The following is a 16,306-nucleotide window of genomic DNA, read 5'->3' as shown; positions in this document are numbered from 1 at the left end:
ACAGGGATATGCACAGCGCTTGAGCCCCGGTCTTCGCCACTCAGCCTGTGGATAAATGCAAACCTCCCGGCGCCGCATAAAACTTATCCGCGCTTATCCACAGAATTCCCAGACCTGCGAAAATACACAGCAATACGCCGTGGAAGGCTGAAAACCCATGTTTCACATCGCTTCCAAACACGATATGTAAGGCAAAAAACATAAGATTTAACATCTTATTCAATACATATCAGTGTTTTATTTCTTATTAATCTCTGCTGCCGCCTGAAGCGGCGGCCCATTTCGCTCTCAATGTCTCAGCAAAAGTGGGCCCAGTTGGGCCTTGAATCGTTTGATGATGTCGTCGCATCCATCCCCGGGTTCCGCAGCCGCGAGGGCCAGCGGCGCATGGCGGGCCAGGTCGCGGCCACGTTCAGTGCGGCTCAGCTCGGCAAGGTCGACGACGATGCCGAAGCGCCCGAACGCGCCATTGCCGTGGTCCAGGCGGGTACGGGGGTTGGAAAATCCCTGGCCTACAGCATTCCGGCGATCACGTTGGCGCTGGCGCGCGGCACGCGCGTGCTGATTTCTACGGCCACCGTGGCCTTGCAGGAACAGCTGGTCAACAAGGACCTGCCGGCGTTGGCCGCGCAACTCGAGCAACCGTTCAAGTTCGCGCTGGCCAAGGGCCGTGGGCGGTTTGTCTGCAAGCTCAAGCTGGAGCGTCTTGCCGGCACGGGCGAAGCGCATGACGAAGGCGACGATCTGTTTGCCGAGGAAGAAGCCGCGGCGCGCGCGCGTCCCGCGCAGGAGTTGCAGGCGCGCATGCAGTTCTATGCCAGCATGGCCGATGCGATGGCCACCGGCGTCTGGGACGGCGACCGCGACTCGCTCGCGACTCCGCCCGAACCCGAAGCCTGGAGCCCGGTGGCGGCAGAGTCCAGTTCCTGCACCGGCAAGCACTGCCCGACTTTCGACAGCTGTACCTATTACGAGCGCCGCAAGTCGATGGTCGCGGCCCAGGTCATCGTCGCCAACCACGATCTGCTGCTGTCCTCGCTGGGCGCACGCCTTCTGCCCGAACTGGACAACTGCCTGCTGGTCCTGGATGAAGCCCACCACCTCCCGGCCACCGCGCTGGCCCAGTTTGCGTGCGCACTGGACCTGAGCCGCCTGGGCTGGATCGACAAGCTCGCGAGCCGCGCGCTGCGCGTGGGCACGCTGCTGGAAGTCGAAGAGATCGCCGATGTGCCTGGCCACTCCGGCCACCTGCGCCAGACGCTGCAGGATCTGGCCCGGCTGGTCATGGATTTCTATGGCGACGAACTCAAGTCGCAGCGCGACAGCTGGGGTCCGGCACGCGTGCGGGCAGCGCGCGGCATCCTGCCCGAAGCGCTGCTCGAGCCACTGGCCCAGGCCTCGCACCATGCCAACGGGTTTCTCGATGCGCTGCGTGCGATCTCCAAGGCGCTGCGTGCCGAGATCCGCGACAAACCGGAAGAAGCGCGCAGGTTATCCACAATGTACGCACAGGTCGGCGCACTGGCTCCGAGGCTGGAAGCAGTCTATGACACTGCCCAGTTACTGTTGCAGCAGCCCTCGGAAGATGACGACAAACAGTATGTTCCCAACGCAAAATGGTTCACGTTGGAGACAGATGGCGAATTCATCGTGGTCAAGGCGCATGCCAGCCCGCTGCTCCCGGGAGCCACTTTGCGCCGCCATCTGTGGTCGCAGGTGCGGGGTGCCGTGCTGACTTCCGCGACACTCACAAGCTGTGGACAATTCGACTTCTTCCTGCGCGAGTCGGGCCTGCATGGCGATGCTGCGGTGACCACGCTGGAAGTGCCCAGCCCATTTGACTATTCCGCCCAGGGCATCTTCGTGGCCGCCGAGACGCATGCCGATCCGCGCCAGGCAAGTGCCTTCACCGTCGAGATGGTCGATGCGCTGCTGCACGACCTGGCACGTGTCGAGTCTGGCGCACTGGTGCTGTTCACCTCGCGCGAGCAGATGCGCCAGGCGGTCGATGCCCTTTCCACTGCCATGCGCGCCAGTGTGCTGGTGCAGACGGCCATGCCGCGGGCCCAGTTGCTGTCGCTGCACCGCGAGCGGGTCGCCAACGGCCAGCCGTCGATCATCTTTGGCATGCAGTCTTTCGGCGAAGGCCTCGACCTTCCGGGGGCACTGTGCGAGTCGCTGTTCATCACCAAGCTGCCCTTTGCGCCGCCTGACGATCCTGTGGGTGAGGCCCGGGCGGAATGGCTGCGCAGCGCCGGCAGGGACCCGTTCAGCGAACTGGTGGTGCCAGCCACGGCCATCCGCCTGGCACAGTGGGTCGGCCGCGCCATCCGCACCGAGGAAGACCGCGCATTCGTCTACTGTTACGACAAGCGTCTGGTGCGCACCAGCTACGGCCAGCGGCTGCTCAATGGCCTGCCGCCGTTTGCGCTTGAAAAGCGGCTGCCCCGGTAGGTTCGGTGGCGATATCCGGCATACGACGCGTCCTGACTGCCGCTGCGCGTGTCCCGGTCGTGCAAGCACCTCGGACGCGGCATCAAGCCATCCCAGGCGCATTTGCCGTGCGTTCCCGTTGCACTGCACCCATGCAACGCAAGCGTGGCCGCATGGCACCTCAGGAAGCCTTCCAGGCCTTCCAACCGTCTTCCTGACCCTCAGGGTGCTTGACGACCACACAAGCCCTTCCTGAGGCTTTCAGCGCGCCTGGCAGATGTCACGGCAGCCTCTTGTCTCCTTGCTTCGCGCTTTTGCCCAAAAGCGCTGTGCCGGCCCATGCCTGCCTGGGCTGATCGGCTTCGTTTTCCTCTGCACAGACGACCGCATGAACGCCATTGCACCTGGACGCCCAGTGATGTAACCGGGTTACCACAAACCCGGAAACCATGACGGCGCGTTGAAATAATTTGAACAATCAACGAAATCAACAACTTAGCCGTTTTGCGCAGCGCTGCGGCGGCTATTTCCACAAGTTTTGAAACAACTTGTGGACAACCATGCGTTTCCAGTGCTCGCCACAACGGTTTTCCCCAATTCTTCGCGTTTTCTCCGTGCAGGCCCGCGTTTTTCTGCCGGATGACCGTTTCGAGCTTCGAACTTTGCGCCTTTTCGCTTCTGGATGCAAGACGGATTTGCCTGGATTACCCGTTTCCCGGGGTTGTCCCGACTGCGCTCCTGGTTGTTCATTTATTTCACTAGGAAAAATTAGTCGTAGTAGTAGAACCCGGCCGCCGCTGTGGATAACCTGACTTTCCTGTGTCAACTCAATGGGTTGCGCATTTCTCAAGCCTGTGCGTGAAGCCATGTTCCGGATGTACGCCAAAAGTGGATAACTTCCACCGAATTGAGCTTCCTGTGGATAAGCAAACGCTTGATATTTAGATATCCACAAGCTTTGTGTATGTTGTTTTTTACACAGATAAGGCATGAATTGCTAGGTATAACAACAGTTTCTTGCTACTAAATTAATAGTGAACAACTTTTTTGCAGGATGAATTTCCAGTGGCTTGCGATGCATGTGTTCATTTTTCCTTCTTGGATTTCGGCTGAAAGCATGGGATGGGTTGTTCATGTGCCGCCGCGATGCTGCCCAAAATTTGCGCGCGGTTGTTGTTCCTAGTAGTTCTATTTTTAAATAGTCGTAGTAGTAGAAGCCGAGGAATATTGTGGATAACTCATGATTTTCCTTGTATATCAACGGCTTGCGTTGACGCAAAGCATGTGGTCCAAGGGCGGTTGCTGCTGCAGGCGTTTTGGGCATAACTTTCCGGTCACCGGGCATCTTGTGGATAAGTCAAAAGATATGCAGTTTTTGAGAACAGGTTTATCCACAGGGTGAAAAGCCCAAAAAAAACCGCCCTGGCGGGCGGTTGTTCGTCAGCGATTTCCGTTTTTGCGGCTACCGCTGTGGATAACTTGCTTGCGTCAAAATTTCCTGGCGTAGCGCAGCTGCAGGAAGTTCTCTCCGGGATTGGGCTTTTTGATGCCGGCATTGGAGTAATGCTCGAGGCGCAGCATCAGTTCGTGTTCGCGCTGGGCACCGAAGTTGGTGCCGACAGCCAGATGCGTGGCAAAGTTGTAGCGCGTGCTGAAGCGCTTGTCGCCCGATTGATAGAGTTCGGTGGCAAGTGACAAGCCACTGCCCACCTGGGCAAACCAGGGCGATTGCCCCTGGTCGCCACGCCAGCGCAACGTTGGCACAACGCCGAAGACATAGTTGCGTTGCCGGTCATCATTCGCCATGCGGCTTGACCAGTAGCTGGCAAACAGGTCCCAGTGGCCGGTGACTTGGCCAGAACCCAGCGCATATGTCCACTGGCGCCAGGGCAGCGTCGCGCCCAGGCTGGCGGTATAGGCATCATTGCTCGCAACCGCGGCCTGGGCATACCAGCTCGGGGAATGGTCGTTGAAGACGGGCTGGGCCTGGGTGCCCCAGCTTGCCAGGCACAGAGCGCCGGCAGCCCATGTGTTGACGAAACGCCGGCTGATTTTCAAATGCATCGAACAACTCCTGTGGACGGATCAATTACGCTTTTAAACAAGTGTAGGTAATTGGAAACGCATGGGTTGAAAGCAATTGCCGCATCCTGTCGTTCGTGGAAAAAATAATGGGACTTTGGTCCTACTTGACGGAAAACGCGGGTACGCAAAAAAGCAGGCCAAAGCCTGCTTTCCTGTGGATGGCGGGCCCGGCAGGGCCCGCGTGCAGCGGTTTACTTGGCTGCGGGTGCCGCTGCCGGACCTTTGCCTTCACCAGGCGCATGGTGCTTGCCATGCGGGCCGTGGGGGCCGTGGCCGTGGCGCTTGCCGTGGGGGCCATGGCGCAGGGTTTCGGCATCAAAGGTCTTTTGCTGTGCCGGCGTGAGCGTGGCGTAGAAGGCCTTGGTGGCTTCGGCGCGGCGCTCGGCCTGGGCATTGCGCTCGGCGCGCTTTTGCTGCATCAGGTCGATACGCTGCGGCGTGGTCAGCTTGGCAAAGCCTTCGCGGTCCAGCGGCTTCGTCGGGCGCACGGGCTTCATGGCCTCGCGGTAGCTGTTCCAGCCGGCTTGCTGGGCTTCGGTCAGCTGCAGTGCGGCCTGGAATTTCTGCGCTTTCTCGGCCATGCGCTTTTCATGGGCGGCACGGTCGTGCGGGCGCTGGCCCGGGCCGTGGGCAGGACCGGTGCGCGGCGCGGCTTCGACGGCCGTAGTGGGCGCGGCAGCGGGTGCGGCCGGCGACTGGGCCCACACCGGCATGGCCAGCGCGGCAAAGACGGTGGCTGCGGCAGCGGTGGCGGTCAGGGTGCGTTGGAAAATAGCCATGGAGCTGGTCCTTTCTTGGGTGGATGAACACGCTGCAAGGGAAAAACTTCAGCGTTGGAGGCAAGTTTGCGCGGACCATGTATCGCGCACATGTGGACTGCGTGATGCTGTGTAAAGTAGTGCCAAGTTGCGGCGCGGTCGTGAAACCTTTTTTTACCGCGCGAGGGGTGCGCAAGCCTTGTATGGTTTGCACCGCAAGCTATCAATTTCATATCAATCAGCGTGGTGCGGGGCACCACCGGGCAGACGCGCAGGCCGTGGGCAGGCGCTTTTGCTGCATGAGTAAAGGTTGGGAATGTTCAAGAACATGATCGTGTACCGCATTGGCGAGCAATGGCAGGGCACCTTGGAGCAGGTGGAGGAAGCGCTGGCGCGCACGCCGTTCACCGAATGTGGCGCAACGCAGGAGCGTTCGGCGGGCTGGGTGCAGCCGCGCGGGGAGGGCGAAGGCCTGTTTGCCGAGTCGGTGGGCGGGCAGTGGATCCTGCGCTTCATGAGCGAAAGCAAGATGCTGCCGGCCAGCGTGCTCAACCGCAAGGTGCAGGAAAAGGCCGATGCCATCGAGCGCAGCTCGGGCCGCAAGCCGGGCAAGAAGGAAAAGCAGGAGCTCAAGGACGAAGCCAAGCTCGACCTGCTGCCGATGGCGTTCACCAAGCAGGGTGGCATGTGGATCTGGATCGATCCCGAGGCACGCTTTCTGGTGCTCGACACCGGCAGCCAGACACGGGCCGATGAAGTCGTGACGCTGCTGGTCGACGGCCTGCCGGGCTTTGCCGTGGCGCTGCTCGACACGCAGACCGCGGCCCAGGCCGCCATGGCGCACTGGCTCTCCAGCCAGGAGCCGCCCGTGGGCTTCACCATCGACCAGGAATGTGAACTCAAGAGCGCCGACGAGGCCAAGTCGGTGGTGCGCTATGCGCGCCATCCGCTGGACATCGAGGAGGTCAAGGCGCATATCGAGGCCGGCAAGCTGCCGACCAAGCTGGCCCTGACCTGGGACGACCGTGTGTCGCTGCTGCTGACCGAAGGCCTGCAGGTCAAGAAGATCACGTTCCTGGAAACGGTGTTCGACGGCCAGTCCAAGGACGATGGCGGTTTTGATGCCGATGTGGCGATTGCCACGGGCGAACTCAGCCGGCTGCTGCCCGACCTGATCGAGGCCCTGGGCGGGGAAGGGCGCACGGCACTGGGCGAAGGCCTGCCCGCGGCGCTGGACAAACCCGCGCCGGCCGAGGTGCTGGGCGTGCGCATGGCGGCCGCCAAGACCAAGGCGCCGCTGGTGGCGGTGACCGGCCCCAAGGAAGCGCCGGAAGATACGGATCCGGAGTCGGCGCCGTTCTGAGACGCCTTGAATGTGAAAAGAGCCGCTGGATGCGGCTCTTTTTATTTGGAGGGCAGGACGTTCATCCTTCGACGCAGCTCAGGACGAACGGGAAGTTGGTTTTGCCTTGGGACCGGCCTGGGCGGCCCCCCCAAGGCAAAACGCGGTGGGGGGCCTTGCCCCCCAGGAGAGCCACACGAAGTGGGCGAACTTGGGGCTGTATTTACACCCGTTCAAAAATCGCCGCGATGCCTTGCCCACCCCCGATGCACATCGTCACCAGCGCATAGCGCCCGCGCGTGCGGTGCAGCTCGGCGATCGCCTTGGTGGTGATGATGGCGCCGGTGGCGCCCACGGGGTGGCCCAGGGAGATGCCCGAGCCGTTGGGGTTGACCTTGGCGGGATCGAGGCCCAGTTCCTGGATCACGGCGCAGGCCTGGGCGGCAAAGGCTTCGTTGGCTTCGATCACGTCCATGTCGGTGATCTTCAGGCCGGTGCGGGCCAGCACCTTCTGCGTGGCCGGCACGGGGCCGATGCCCATGTAGGCGGGCTCGACGCCGGCGTGCGCATAGCCGACCAGGCGCGCCAGCGGCTTGGCGTTGAGGCTGGCCAGGCGGTCGCCAGCGACCAGCACCACGGCGGCCGCGCCGTCGTTGAGGCCCGAGGCATTGCCCGCGGTCACGCTGCCGCCGTCCTTCTGGAATGCCGGTTTCATGCCGGCCAGCACTTCAAGCGAGGTGTTGCCGCGCACATGCTCGTCGGTGTCGAACCGCACCGGGCCCTTGCGCGTGGCGATCTCGACGGGAACGATCTGCTCCTTGAAGTAACCGGCCTCGATGGCCGCGGCCGCGCGCTGCTGGCTCTGCAGCGCCAGCTGGTCCTGCTGCTCGCGGGAGATCCGGTAGCGCGTGGCGACGTTTTCGGCGGTGATGCCCATGTGCATCTTCTGCCAGGGGTCGTGCAGGATGCCCAGCATGTAGTCGATGCTCTTGGCGTCGCCCATGCGTGCGCCCCAGCGCGCGGCGGTGTCGAAATACGGGCCGCGGCTCATGGATTCGGAGCCGCCGCCCACGGCCACGTCGCAGTCGCCCAGCGTGATGGCCTGGGCCGCCGAGACGATCGCCTGCAGGCCCGAGCCGCAAAGGCGGTTGACGTTGAACGCCGGGGTCTCGATCGGGCAGCCCGCGTCGATGGCCGCGACGCGGCTCAGGTAGGCGTCCTTGGTGTCGGTGGGAATCACATTGCCGATGACCACATGGCCGATGGCCGCGGGATCGAGGCCCGAGCGTTCGATCGCGGCCTTGACGGCCGTGGTGGCCAGCTGGGTGTTGGGCACGTCTTTCAGACTGCCGCCAAAGGTGCCGATGGCGGTGCGTGCGCTGCTGACGACAAAAATCTCGCGAGTGGTCATGGCCTGGTCCTGTGGATAACTATGCAGCCATGGGCCGGTGCGGCGGACTGGCTGGCTGAAGGAAGTGCATCGATGCCGGTGCGCGGATCGTTCGCCAGCGCCCACGCCCGAAACACCTGCCATTGTGCAGGAACGCGGGCGCCGGCCCTGTCACCGGCGGGGCAGGGCACTCATTGGTACAGCGCCTCGATCTCGGCGTTGTAGGCATGGTAGATGCTCGCGCGGCGCACCTTCATCGTCGCCGTGACCTCGCCGTCGTCATGGTCCAGCTCCTTGGTCAGCAGATGGAAGCGGCGGATCTGCGCGACCTGGGCCAGGCGCTGGTTGCGCTCGGCGATCTCGTTGTCGATCAGCGCCAGCACTTCGGGGTGCTCGGCCAGCGAGCGGAAGTGGGTGAACGGAATGCGCCGCGACTGCGCCCACTGGCCCACGGTCTCGGCGTCGAGCATGACCAGCGCGGCGACGAACTTGCGGCCCTCGGCAACGATCACGCATTCCTTGATGTAGGGGCTGGCCTTCATCGCGTTCTCGATCTCGGAGGGCGTGAGGTTCTTGCCGCCGGCGGTGATCATGATGTCCTTGAGCCGGTCGACGATCTTCAGCTGGCCCTGCTCCTCGCGCACCACGTCGCCGGTGTGCAACCAGCCGCCTTGCAGCGTGGCCGCCGTGGCTTCGGGGTTGCGGTAGTAGCCCGCGAACACCATCTCGCCGCGGATCTGCAGCTCGCCGTTGTCGGCCAGCCGCCATTCGACACCTGCGATCGGCTGGCCGACGGTGCCGGGAATCACCTGGTCGAGCCGGTGGCCCAGCACCATGCCGCTCGACTCGGTCAGGCCGTAGACCTCGATCAGCGGAATGCCCAGCACGCGGAAGTAGCGCACGACCTCGGCCGGGATCGGCGCCGCGCCGGTGAGCGCGACCTCGACGCAGCGCAGGCCCAGGAAGTTCTGCAGCGCACGCAGCACCAGCCAGTACCAGCAGCCATAGCTGAGGCGCTCGCCCAGGCGCCATTGCGCGCGCGGCTTGTCGGCCAGCGGCGTGCAGGCGGCCATGGCGTGGTCCATCAGCCGGCGCTGCCAGCGGCCGGCCTCGTGGCGCTTGATGCTCAGGCTGGCATGCATCTTTTCCCAGATCCGCGGCACGCCGAGGAACATGCTGGGCGCGACTTCGCGCAGGTCTTCCTGCACGGTGCGTACCGACTCGCCGAAGTGCACCTGCGAGCCCAGGTAGATCGGCACGAAGGTGGTCAGCATCTGCTCGGCGACATGGCACAGCGGCAGGTACGACAGGTGGCGCGTTTGCGAGCTGAGCTGCAGGCGTTCGATGATGCCCGGCGCCACGCCGCGGATGTTGCGCCAGGAAATCATCGCGCCCTTGGGCTTGCCGGTCGAACCCGAGGTGTAGATCATCAGCGCGATGTCTTCGGGCGACTGCTGCGCCAGCGCCTGGTCGATCAGCGGCTGCTGGTCATGCCAGGCCGCGTGCCCATGGGCCTCGACCTCGGCAAACGGCGTGATCAGTGCGCGCTCCTCGTCGGAGTAGCTGCGCAGGCCCTTGGTCTCCATGACCACGATATGCGCCAGGCGCGGCAGGCTGGCGCGCGCGGCCAGCAGCTTGTCGACCTGCTCCTGGTCCTCGCAGACCATGATCTCGATATCGGCATGCGCGACCACATAGGCCACTTCGTTGCTCGGACTGGTGGGATAGACGCCCACGGTGACCGCGCCGATCAGGCCGCAGCCCATCTGCGCGAGCACCCATTCGAGGCGGTTCTCGGCAATGACGCCCATGTGGCCGCCCGCGCGCAGGCCCAGCGCATGCAGGCCCAGCGCGAAATGCGCGGCGCGCTGGTAGTAGCCGGCCCAGGTCACGGGCTGCCAGATGCCGAAATTCTTTTGCCGGATCGCAATGCGTGCGGGCTGGCTGCGCGCGAGTTCGCGCAACTGCTGCGGCAGGGTGCGGTTGGGCAGCGGGGGAAGAGAGGCGGAATGTTTCATGTGGAACAATTCCTAGGAAAGCCAGCGTTTGCGGCGCTTGTAGTGCTTGAGGTCCTTGAAGCCGCGGGCCTCGCCCGCGCCGCCCATGCCGAGATAGAACTCGCGCACGTCGGCGTCGCCGGCCAGCAGCTCGGCCGGGCCGTCGATCACGATCTTGCCGTTTTCCAGGATGTAGCCGCGGTGCGCGACGGCCAGCGCCACGGTGGCGTTCTGCTCGACCAGCAGCATCGAGGTGCCGCGCTCGGCGTTGATGCGCGCGATGATGCCGAAGATGTCCTCGACCAGCCGGGGCGAGAGGCCCAGCGAGGGTTCGTCCAGCAGGATCAGCGTGGGCTCGGCAATCAGCGCGCGGCCGATGGCCAGCATCTGCTGCTCGCCGCCCGACAGATAGCCGGCCAGGCCCTTGCGGCGCTCGTGCAGCCGCGGAAAGTAGCTGTAGACCAGGTCGTAGTCGGGCCTGGCGTCCGGCCGGCCGCTGGATCTTCCGGTCAGCGCATAGCTGGCCGCGACCAGGTTCTCCTCCACGGTGAGGTCCTCGAACACGCGCCGGCCTTCCATCACATGCGACAGGCCGCGGCGCACCAGCTGCTGCGGCGCGAGCTGCGCGACCGGCAGGCCGTCGAACAGGATGCTGCCGCTGGCCAGCGCGCCGTTCTCCAGCGCGAGCAGCCCGGAAATCGCCTTGAGCGTGGTCGACTTGCCCGCGCCATTGCTGCCCAGCAGCGCCACGATCTGGCCGCGCGGCACGGCCAGCGACAGGCCGCGCAGGGCCTGCACGGCCTTGTTGTAGATGACCTCGATGTTGTTGACCTCGAGGACCAGATCGGACGGCCGGGTCATGCGCGCGTTCCCGGTGTCAGAGCGCGATCCAGTCCGAGGCCGGCACCATCTTCTGCGCCTTCATGTCGGCGCGGTAGACCCGGCCCACGGGAATCGAATTGCCGCGGATGGTGATCGGCACGCCGATCAGGCCGCCGGTGTCGAAGTCCTTGAGGCTGTTGAGCGCGGCCTTGAGGTTCGGGCCGTTCAGCGGCTTGCCCGCATCGAGGCAGCGTTTGGCCGATTCGACGAACAGCATCGCCGCGAGATAGCCCTGCAGGTAGGCCGTGCTCTGGTATTCGGGGCGCAGCTTGCGGATCCTGTCCAGCGTGGGCGCGGGGGCCGAAGTGTCGTAGTAGTAGCGGTAGGGCATGACGCCCATGAAGCCGTCGCCGGCCGGGCCCATCTTCATGACGGTGGAGCTGTCCATGGTCCAGAACGTGCCCATCCACTTGCTGGTCATGCCCATCTGCTTGCCCTGGGTCACGAACTCGGGGATGGGCGCAAGGATGTAGCCGTGGAAGATGGTGTAGTCGGGCGCGGCGCGGCGCAGCTTGATGACCTCGGTCGAGACGTCGACGCTGCCCGCGGGCGTCATCAGCTTGATCGGCACCGTGAGGCCCAGCTTCTTGGCCATCGCCTCGCTGGCCTCGATCGGGTCGCGGCCGAACTCGGAATCGGAGTAGACGAAGGCCACCTTGGCGCCGGGCTTTTCCTTGGCGATGTGCTTGAGCAGGATGCCGAACATCTCGGTGTAATCGGGGCCGACGAGGAACTGGTTCGGGTACTTCTTCGGGTCGTTGAGCTCGGTGGCGAACGAGGCGCCGGCCATCAGGATGTTGCCGTTGCGGTCGAGTTCGGGGTTGATGGTTTTCGAGAAGCCGGTCGAGTCGCCGTAGTAGAGGTTGATCCTGTTCTGGCTGGTGAGCTTCTTGTAGGCCGCGACCGAGACGTCGACCTTGTAGCCCGTGTCCTCGGGTACGTAGCGCAGCTTGCGGCCCTTGATGCCGCCCGCGTCGTTGACCATCTTCACGTAGTCGCCGATGCCCAGGTTGATGCCCACGCCGGCAAACGCAAACACGCCGGTCATGGGAATCGAGCCGCCGATGACGATGTCCTCGCCACCGGTCTGGGCCTGCGCGGCCAGCGGCGCGGCAAGGCTGGCCCCGGCGGCCAGCAGCAGCGAGCGGCGGCGCTGCGAAGTCAGGTTCTGTTGCATGCTTGTTCCTCGTCGATGACAGGGCGCTGCCGCTCAATTGCGGAAAGGCCACAGGTGGAAAAAGCGGCGAATGCGCCGCCACACTTCTGCGAGCCCCAGCGGCTCGAACACCAGAAAACCAATGATCAGCAGGCCGAAGACGATGGTGCGCACCGGCGACAGGAACACCGTGAGCTCGCTGCCGCCGGGCAGCAGGTCGACCACCAGCTTGAGCAGCTCGGGCACCATGGTCATGAACGCCGCGCCCAGGATGCCGCCGAGGATGGAGCCCATGCCGCCGACGATGATCGCGGCCAGGAAGAAGATCGACATCAAGAGCGGAAAGCTCTCGGGCGTGACCACGCGGAAGAAATACGCCCAGAGCCCGCCCGCCACGCCCGCGTAGAACGACGACAGGCCGAACGACAGCAGCTTGTAGCGCAGCAGCGGGATGCCCAGCACCTCGGCCGAGATGTCGCGGTCGCGGATCGCAATGAAGGCCCGGCCGATGCGCGTGCGAAACAGATTGGCCGCGCCCAGCAGCAGCAGCAGCGTGATCGGCACGATCACCCAATAGAGGCGAAACGAGGTGTCGAGCGGAACGCCGAAGAACTTGGCGGGCGGCATCGAGATGCCCGTGGTGCCGTCGGTGAATGCCAGGTTGGCAAACAGGAAGTGGGCAATGAACGAAGCGGCGATCGTGGCGATGGCGAGGTACAGCCCCTTGACGCGCAGCGAGGGGATGCCGACCACCAGCCCGCCCAGCATGGCGACGATGCCGCCGGCCAGCAGATTGAGCAGGAAGGGCGTGCCCAGCCGGGTTTCGAGAATCGCCACGGTGTAGGCACCCAGGCCCATGAAGGCCGCCTGGCCCAGGCTCACCAGGCCGGTGTAGCCGGTGAGGATGTTGAGGCCCGTGGCGCTCGCCACGTTGATGCTGACCAGGCAGGCCAGATACAGCCAGTAGTCGCTGGCCATGAATGGAAACAGCAGCAGCAGCGCGCCCGCGACGGCCAGCCAGACCTTCTGCGTGCGCGAGTCGAACAGCGCCGCGTCGGCGACATAGCTTTGCTTGAGGGTGCCGATGCGCATGACTACAGCCTCTCGATTTCACGCGTGCCGAACAGGCCGTAGGGCCGGATCATGAGCACGATGACCAGCATGATGAAGGTGCTCAGCAGCTTGTATTCGCCGCCGAGGTAGGCGCCAGCCAGCGCCTCGATCAGGCCGATGAACAGCCCGCCGAGCAGCGCGCCGAGCACGCTGTCGAGTCCGCCGACGATCACCACCACCAGCACCGACAGCCCGAACACGCCCATCGACGACGAGATGCCGCCGATCGAGCCGACGATGATTCCCGAGACCGCGGCAATCATGGCCGAGACCACCCAGGCCAGCGAGAACACGCGCGGCACGTTGATGCCCATGGAATAGGCCGCGGCCTGGTCCGACGCGGTGGCGCGCAGCGCGACGCCGCCGCGCCAAAAGCGCAGCACCAGCAGCACCGCGGCAATGAACACCACGGCAATCACCGCGCCCCAGAAGATCTTGGGCGCGAGAAAGGCTTCGCCGATCATGATCGGCTGCGTGGGCATGAAGTCGGGCAGGCGGCGCTGGTCGGCGGTCCAGATCATCTCCACCAGGCCCACCAGCACCGAGGCCAGGCCCACGGTGACCATGAACACCGAGATCGGCGGCTCGCCCAGCAGCGGGCGGATGATGGTCCGTTCGATGACCGCGCCCAGCAGCCCGCAGCACAGCACCGCGGCCGGGATCGCAAGCCACAGCGGCAGCGCCAGGCTCGCCGAGAAGGTGAAGAACAGATACGCGCCGACCATCAGGATCTCGCCGATGGCGATGTTCACCACGCGCGTGGCCTTGTAGACCATGACGAAGGCCAGCGCCGCGAGGGCATAAAGGCCGCCGCTGGCCAGGCCCGTGAGGCTGATTTCAAACAGGTAGGCCCAGTCCATCATGATCCTTCCGCGGCAGCGCCTTGCAGGCCCGCATGCAGCCGCTGGCGCAGGTCGCCGACATCGCCGGAACCCAGATAGGCGCGGATCACCTCGGGGTCCGCCTGGACCTGGGCCGGCGTGCCCTGGGCAATGACCTGGCCGAAGTTCAGCACCACCACATGGTCGGACAGGTCCATGACCATGCCCATGTCGTGTTCGACCATGAGCACCGTGACGCCCCATTCGGCGCGCACATCGAGAATGAAGCGCGCCATGTCCTCGGTTTCCTCGCGGTTCATGCCGGCCACGGGTTCGTCGAGCATCAGCACCTTGGGCTGCATGGCCAGCGCGCGGGCCATTTCGACGCGCTTTTGCAGGCCGTAGGGCAGGGCCGCGACCGGCGCGTGGCGGATATGGTCGATCTCGAGGAAGTCGATGATGCGCTCCTCGATCTCGGCGCGCAGCGCGGCCTCCTCGCGGCGCGCGCGGCCCAGGTAGAACAGCGCATCGAGCACGTGGGTCTTGAGGTGCGCATGGCGGCCGAGCTTGATGTTGTCGAGCACTGTCATGCCGCGGAACAGCGCGATGTTCTGGAAGCTGCGGCCCAGGCCGAGCTTGGCGCGCTGCGGCGCGTGCACCTGGCTGATGTCAGCGCCCTCGAACAGGATCCGGCCCTGATTGGGCCGGTAAAAACCGGAGATGGTGTTGAACAGCGAGGTCTTGCCCGCGCCGTTCGGGCCGATCACGGCGGTGATCGAGCCCGGCTGGACGGCAAAACCCACGCCATTGAGCGCCTTGACGCCGCCAAACGCCAGCGTGATGCCATCGACCTGCAGCAGGGGGGCAGCGGCGCTGCCTGTGGTGTGTGTCTCCATCGGCCTTCTTCTGCGGGTTTGTGCGAACCGGACTAGTGACCTGGGGTGCGTAGACTGGTCTACCCACGAGTAGGATTCTGGTTGGCGACCTCAGGCCGAGGCATCGGGACTTTCCCGCCACCCATGGAAACACCGATGAAGACCTCCCTGCACCCCGAAGACAGCCTCGATGAAGAGCCGCTGTGGCCCGCCACGCAGCACCGCCCGCAGCAGCGCGAGGCCAAGCGCCAGGCCGTGCTGTCGGCGGCCGCGCAGCTGTTCAACGAGCGCGGCTATCACGCCACTTCGCTTGACGACATTGCCGCGCGGCTGGGTGTGAGCAAACCGACGCTGTACTACTACGTGAAGAACAAGGAGGAGATCCTGCTGGGCTGCGTGCGCCAGGGGCTGCAGCTGATGCTCGATGGCATCGAGGCCTCACGCAGCGCGGGCGGCACCGCGCTCGACCAGCTCACGGCCTGCATGCAGGTGTATGCGCGCATCGTCACGCAGGACTTCGGCATGTGCCTGATCCGCGTCGGCGACGAGCAGATCTCGGCAAGCAATCGCGCCGAGCTGCGGCGCATCAAGGCCGCGATCGACCATGAATTCCGCCGGCTGGTGGCCCAGGGCGTGCAGGAAGGCAGCCTCGCGCCCTGTGATCCAAAGATGGCGGCTTTCGTGATCGGCGGCGCGCTGAGCTGGATAGGGCGGTGGTATCAGGCGGGTGGGGAGTATTCGCCGGAAGAAGTGGCGCAGCAATGTCTGAAGACGCTGCTGGCGGGGGTGTTGAGGCGCTAGCGCATGGCTTGACGGCAGGACGTTCATCCTTCGACGCGGCCGGCGAGGCAGGCTCAGGGCGAACGGTATCCCCCCGTTCGTGGTGAGCCCGTCGAACCATGAACGTCCTGTCTTCAAAATGGGGAGCAGCTCAGGCCCTTCGACGCGGCCGGCGAGGCAGGCTCAAGGTGCTCTGCCTCACACTTCATCCGCGGCCGCCAGATCGTCCAATATCGGGCAATCCGGCCGGTCGTCGCCATGGCAGCACTGCACCAGCGACTGCAGGCTGCGCTGCATGGCCTGCATCGCGGCGATGCGCTCGGACAGGGTGTCGATATGCGCCTGGGCAATCTGCTTGACGCTGGCGCTGGTGCGCTCCTGGTCCTGCCACAGGCCCAGCAGGGTGGTGATTTCCTCGATCGAGAACCCCAGGTCGCGGCTGCGGCGGATGAAGCGCAGCACATGCACATCGGCTTCGCTGTATTGGCGGTAGCCGCTGTCGCTGCGCGCCACGCGCGCCAGCAGGCCCAGGCCTTCGTAGTGGCGCAGCATGCGCGCCGACACGCCCGCGCGGCGCGCCGCTTCGCCAATGGCCACCGGCCATTGCGGTGTGGATGACAGTGTTGACGGCATGTGGATAACTCTGCTGGGAAGATGTGAAATGCTTGTGGCCA

At 64.5% G+C, this 16,306-nt stretch carries 14 protein-coding genes; 3 read left to right on the top strand and 11 right to left on the bottom strand.

Going from position 1 to position 16,306, the window contains the following annotated elements:
- Nucleotides 1-291: 291 nt before the first annotated feature.
- A complete protein-coding gene (gene dinG / locus HUK68_RS19065; RefSeq protein WP_175505627.1) occupies nt 292-2,454 on the top strand; it encodes an ATP-dependent DNA helicase DinG in 2,163 nt (720 codons plus the stop codon).
- 976 nt (nt 2,455-3,430) lie between these two features.
- Here the strand turns inward: dinG and HUK68_RS19060 are convergent.
- From HUK68_RS19060 to HUK68_RS19050, 3 genes are all read right to left on the bottom strand, one after another.
- A complete protein-coding gene (locus tag HUK68_RS19060; RefSeq protein ID WP_175505626.1) occupies nt 3,431-3,757 on the bottom strand; it encodes a hypothetical protein in 327 nt (108 codons plus the stop codon).
- A 164-nt stretch (nt 3,758-3,921) separates the two neighbouring features.
- On the bottom strand, nt 3,922-4,497 hold the full coding sequence (locus HUK68_RS19055; protein WP_175505625.1) for an acyloxyacyl hydrolase: 576 nt from the start codon (nt 4,495-4,497) through the stop codon (nt 3,922-3,924).
- Nucleotides 4,498-4,709: 212 nt separating this feature from the next.
- Nucleotides 4,710-5,297 (bottom strand): Spy/CpxP family protein refolding chaperone, encoded by a 588-nt coding sequence (locus HUK68_RS19050; protein ID WP_175505624.1) that lies wholly within the window; start codon nt 5,295-5,297, stop codon nt 4,710-4,712.
- 295 nt (nt 5,298-5,592) lie between these two features.
- Here HUK68_RS19050 and HUK68_RS19045 point away from each other — a divergent pair, with 295 nt between their 5' ends.
- Nucleotides 5,593-6,639, top strand: a complete 1,047-nt coding sequence (locus HUK68_RS19045; RefSeq protein WP_175505623.1) for a recombination-associated protein RdgC — start codon at nt 5,593-5,595, stop codon at nt 6,637-6,639.
- Nucleotides 6,640-6,841: 202 nt separating this feature from the next.
- On the opposite strand, the gene HUK68_RS19040 is transcribed toward HUK68_RS19045, so the two are convergent.
- The 7 genes from HUK68_RS19040 to HUK68_RS19010 form a co-directional block, all read right to left on the bottom strand.
- Nucleotides 6,842-8,029: an acetyl-CoA C-acyltransferase family protein gene (locus HUK68_RS19040; RefSeq protein WP_175505622.1), complete on the bottom strand. Its 1,188-nt coding sequence runs from the start codon at nt 8,027-8,029 to the stop codon at nt 6,842-6,844.
- 170 nt (nt 8,030-8,199) lie between these two features.
- Entirely contained in the window at nt 8,200-10,026 is a 1,827-nt protein-coding gene (locus HUK68_RS19035; protein WP_175505621.1) for an AMP-dependent synthetase/ligase, read from the bottom strand.
- Nucleotides 10,027-10,038: 12 nt separating this feature from the next.
- Nucleotides 10,039-10,866 (bottom strand): ABC transporter ATP-binding protein, encoded by an 828-nt coding sequence (locus HUK68_RS19030; protein ID WP_175505620.1) that lies wholly within the window; start codon nt 10,864-10,866, stop codon nt 10,039-10,041.
- A 16-nt stretch (nt 10,867-10,882) separates the two neighbouring features.
- A complete protein-coding gene (locus HUK68_RS19025; RefSeq protein ID WP_175505619.1) occupies nt 10,883-12,064 on the bottom strand; it encodes an ABC transporter substrate-binding protein in 1,182 nt (393 codons plus the stop codon).
- Between the two features lie 33 nt (nt 12,065-12,097).
- Nucleotides 12,098-13,135: a branched-chain amino acid ABC transporter permease gene (locus HUK68_RS19020; protein ID WP_175505618.1), complete on the bottom strand. Its 1,038-nt coding sequence runs from the start codon at nt 13,133-13,135 to the stop codon at nt 12,098-12,100.
- Between the two features lie 2 nt (nt 13,136-13,137).
- A complete protein-coding gene (locus HUK68_RS19015) occupies nt 13,138-14,019 on the bottom strand; it encodes a branched-chain amino acid ABC transporter permease (RefSeq protein WP_175505617.1) in 882 nt (293 codons plus the stop codon).
- Entirely contained in the window at nt 14,016-14,873 is an 858-nt protein-coding gene (locus HUK68_RS19010) for an ABC transporter ATP-binding protein (RefSeq protein ID WP_175505616.1), read from the bottom strand. Before HUK68_RS19010 ends, HUK68_RS19015 begins: the two co-directional genes overlap by 4 nt.
- A 135-nt stretch (nt 14,874-15,008) precedes the next feature.
- Between HUK68_RS19010 and HUK68_RS19005 the strand changes: the two genes are divergently transcribed.
- On the top strand, nt 15,009-15,653 hold the full coding sequence (locus HUK68_RS19005; protein WP_244146210.1) for a TetR/AcrR family transcriptional regulator: 645 nt from the start codon (nt 15,009-15,011) through the stop codon (nt 15,651-15,653).
- 177 nt (nt 15,654-15,830) lie between these two features.
- Here HUK68_RS19005 and cueR read toward each other — a convergent pair whose 3' ends face one another.
- Nucleotides 15,831-16,265, bottom strand: a complete 435-nt coding sequence (gene cueR, locus HUK68_RS19000; RefSeq protein ID WP_175505614.1) for a Cu(I)-responsive transcriptional regulator — start codon at nt 16,263-16,265, stop codon at nt 15,831-15,833.
- Between the last annotated feature and the right edge of the window lie 41 nt (nt 16,266-16,306).

The sequence above is a fragment of the Comamonas antarctica genome (genome assembly GCF_013363755.1).
GTDB classification, from domain to species: domain Bacteria; phylum Pseudomonadota; class Gammaproteobacteria; order Burkholderiales; family Burkholderiaceae_C; genus Comamonas; species Comamonas antarctica.
This window is presented reverse-complemented; position numbering and strand designations above follow the sequence as displayed.

What these genes read in the sequence shown, in the direction of transcription:
- HUK68_RS19045 (WP_175505623.1), top strand. Translation starts at nt 5,593, where the DNA reads ATGTTCAAGAACATGATCGTGTACCGCATTGGCGAGCAATGGCAGGGC.
- HUK68_RS19035 (WP_175505621.1), bottom strand. Translation starts at nt 10,026, where the DNA reads ATGAAACATTCCGCCTCTCTTCCCCCGCTGCCCAACCGCACCCTGCCG.
- HUK68_RS19055 (WP_175505625.1), bottom strand. Translation starts at nt 4,497, where the DNA reads ATGCATTTGAAAATCAGCCGGCGTTTCGTCAACACATGGGCTGCCGGC.
- cueR (WP_175505614.1), bottom strand. Translation starts at nt 16,265, where the DNA reads ATGCCGTCAACACTGTCATCCACACCGCAATGGCCGGTGGCCATTGGC.
- HUK68_RS19015 (WP_175505617.1), bottom strand. Translation starts at nt 14,019, where the DNA reads ATGATGGACTGGGCCTACCTGTTTGAAATCAGCCTCACGGGCCTGGCC.
- HUK68_RS19005 (WP_244146210.1), top strand. Translation starts at nt 15,009, where the DNA reads ATGAAGACCTCCCTGCACCCCGAAGACAGCCTCGATGAAGAGCCGCTG.
- HUK68_RS19050 (WP_175505624.1), bottom strand. Translation starts at nt 5,297, where the DNA reads ATGGCTATTTTCCAACGCACCCTGACCGCCACCGCTGCCGCAGCCACC.
- HUK68_RS19040 (WP_175505622.1), bottom strand. Translation starts at nt 8,029, where the DNA reads ATGACCACTCGCGAGATTTTTGTCGTCAGCAGCGCACGCACCGCCATC.
- HUK68_RS19030 (WP_175505620.1), bottom strand. Translation starts at nt 10,866, where the DNA reads ATGACCCGGCCGTCCGATCTGGTCCTCGAGGTCAACAACATCGAGGTC.
- HUK68_RS19010 (WP_175505616.1), bottom strand. Translation starts at nt 14,873, where the DNA reads ATGGAGACACACACCACAGGCAGCGCCGCTGCCCCCCTGCTGCAGGTC.
- HUK68_RS19020 (WP_175505618.1), bottom strand. Translation starts at nt 13,135, where the DNA reads ATGCGCATCGGCACCCTCAAGCAAAGCTATGTCGCCGACGCGGCGCTG.
- HUK68_RS19060 (WP_175505626.1), bottom strand. Translation starts at nt 3,757, where the DNA reads ATGCCCAAAACGCCTGCAGCAGCAACCGCCCTTGGACCACATGCTTTG.
- HUK68_RS19025 (WP_175505619.1), bottom strand. Translation starts at nt 12,064, where the DNA reads ATGCAACAGAACCTGACTTCGCAGCGCCGCCGCTCGCTGCTGCTGGCC.
- dinG (WP_175505627.1), top strand. Translation starts at nt 292, where the DNA reads ATGTCTCAGCAAAAGTGGGCCCAGTTGGGCCTTGAATCGTTTGATGAT.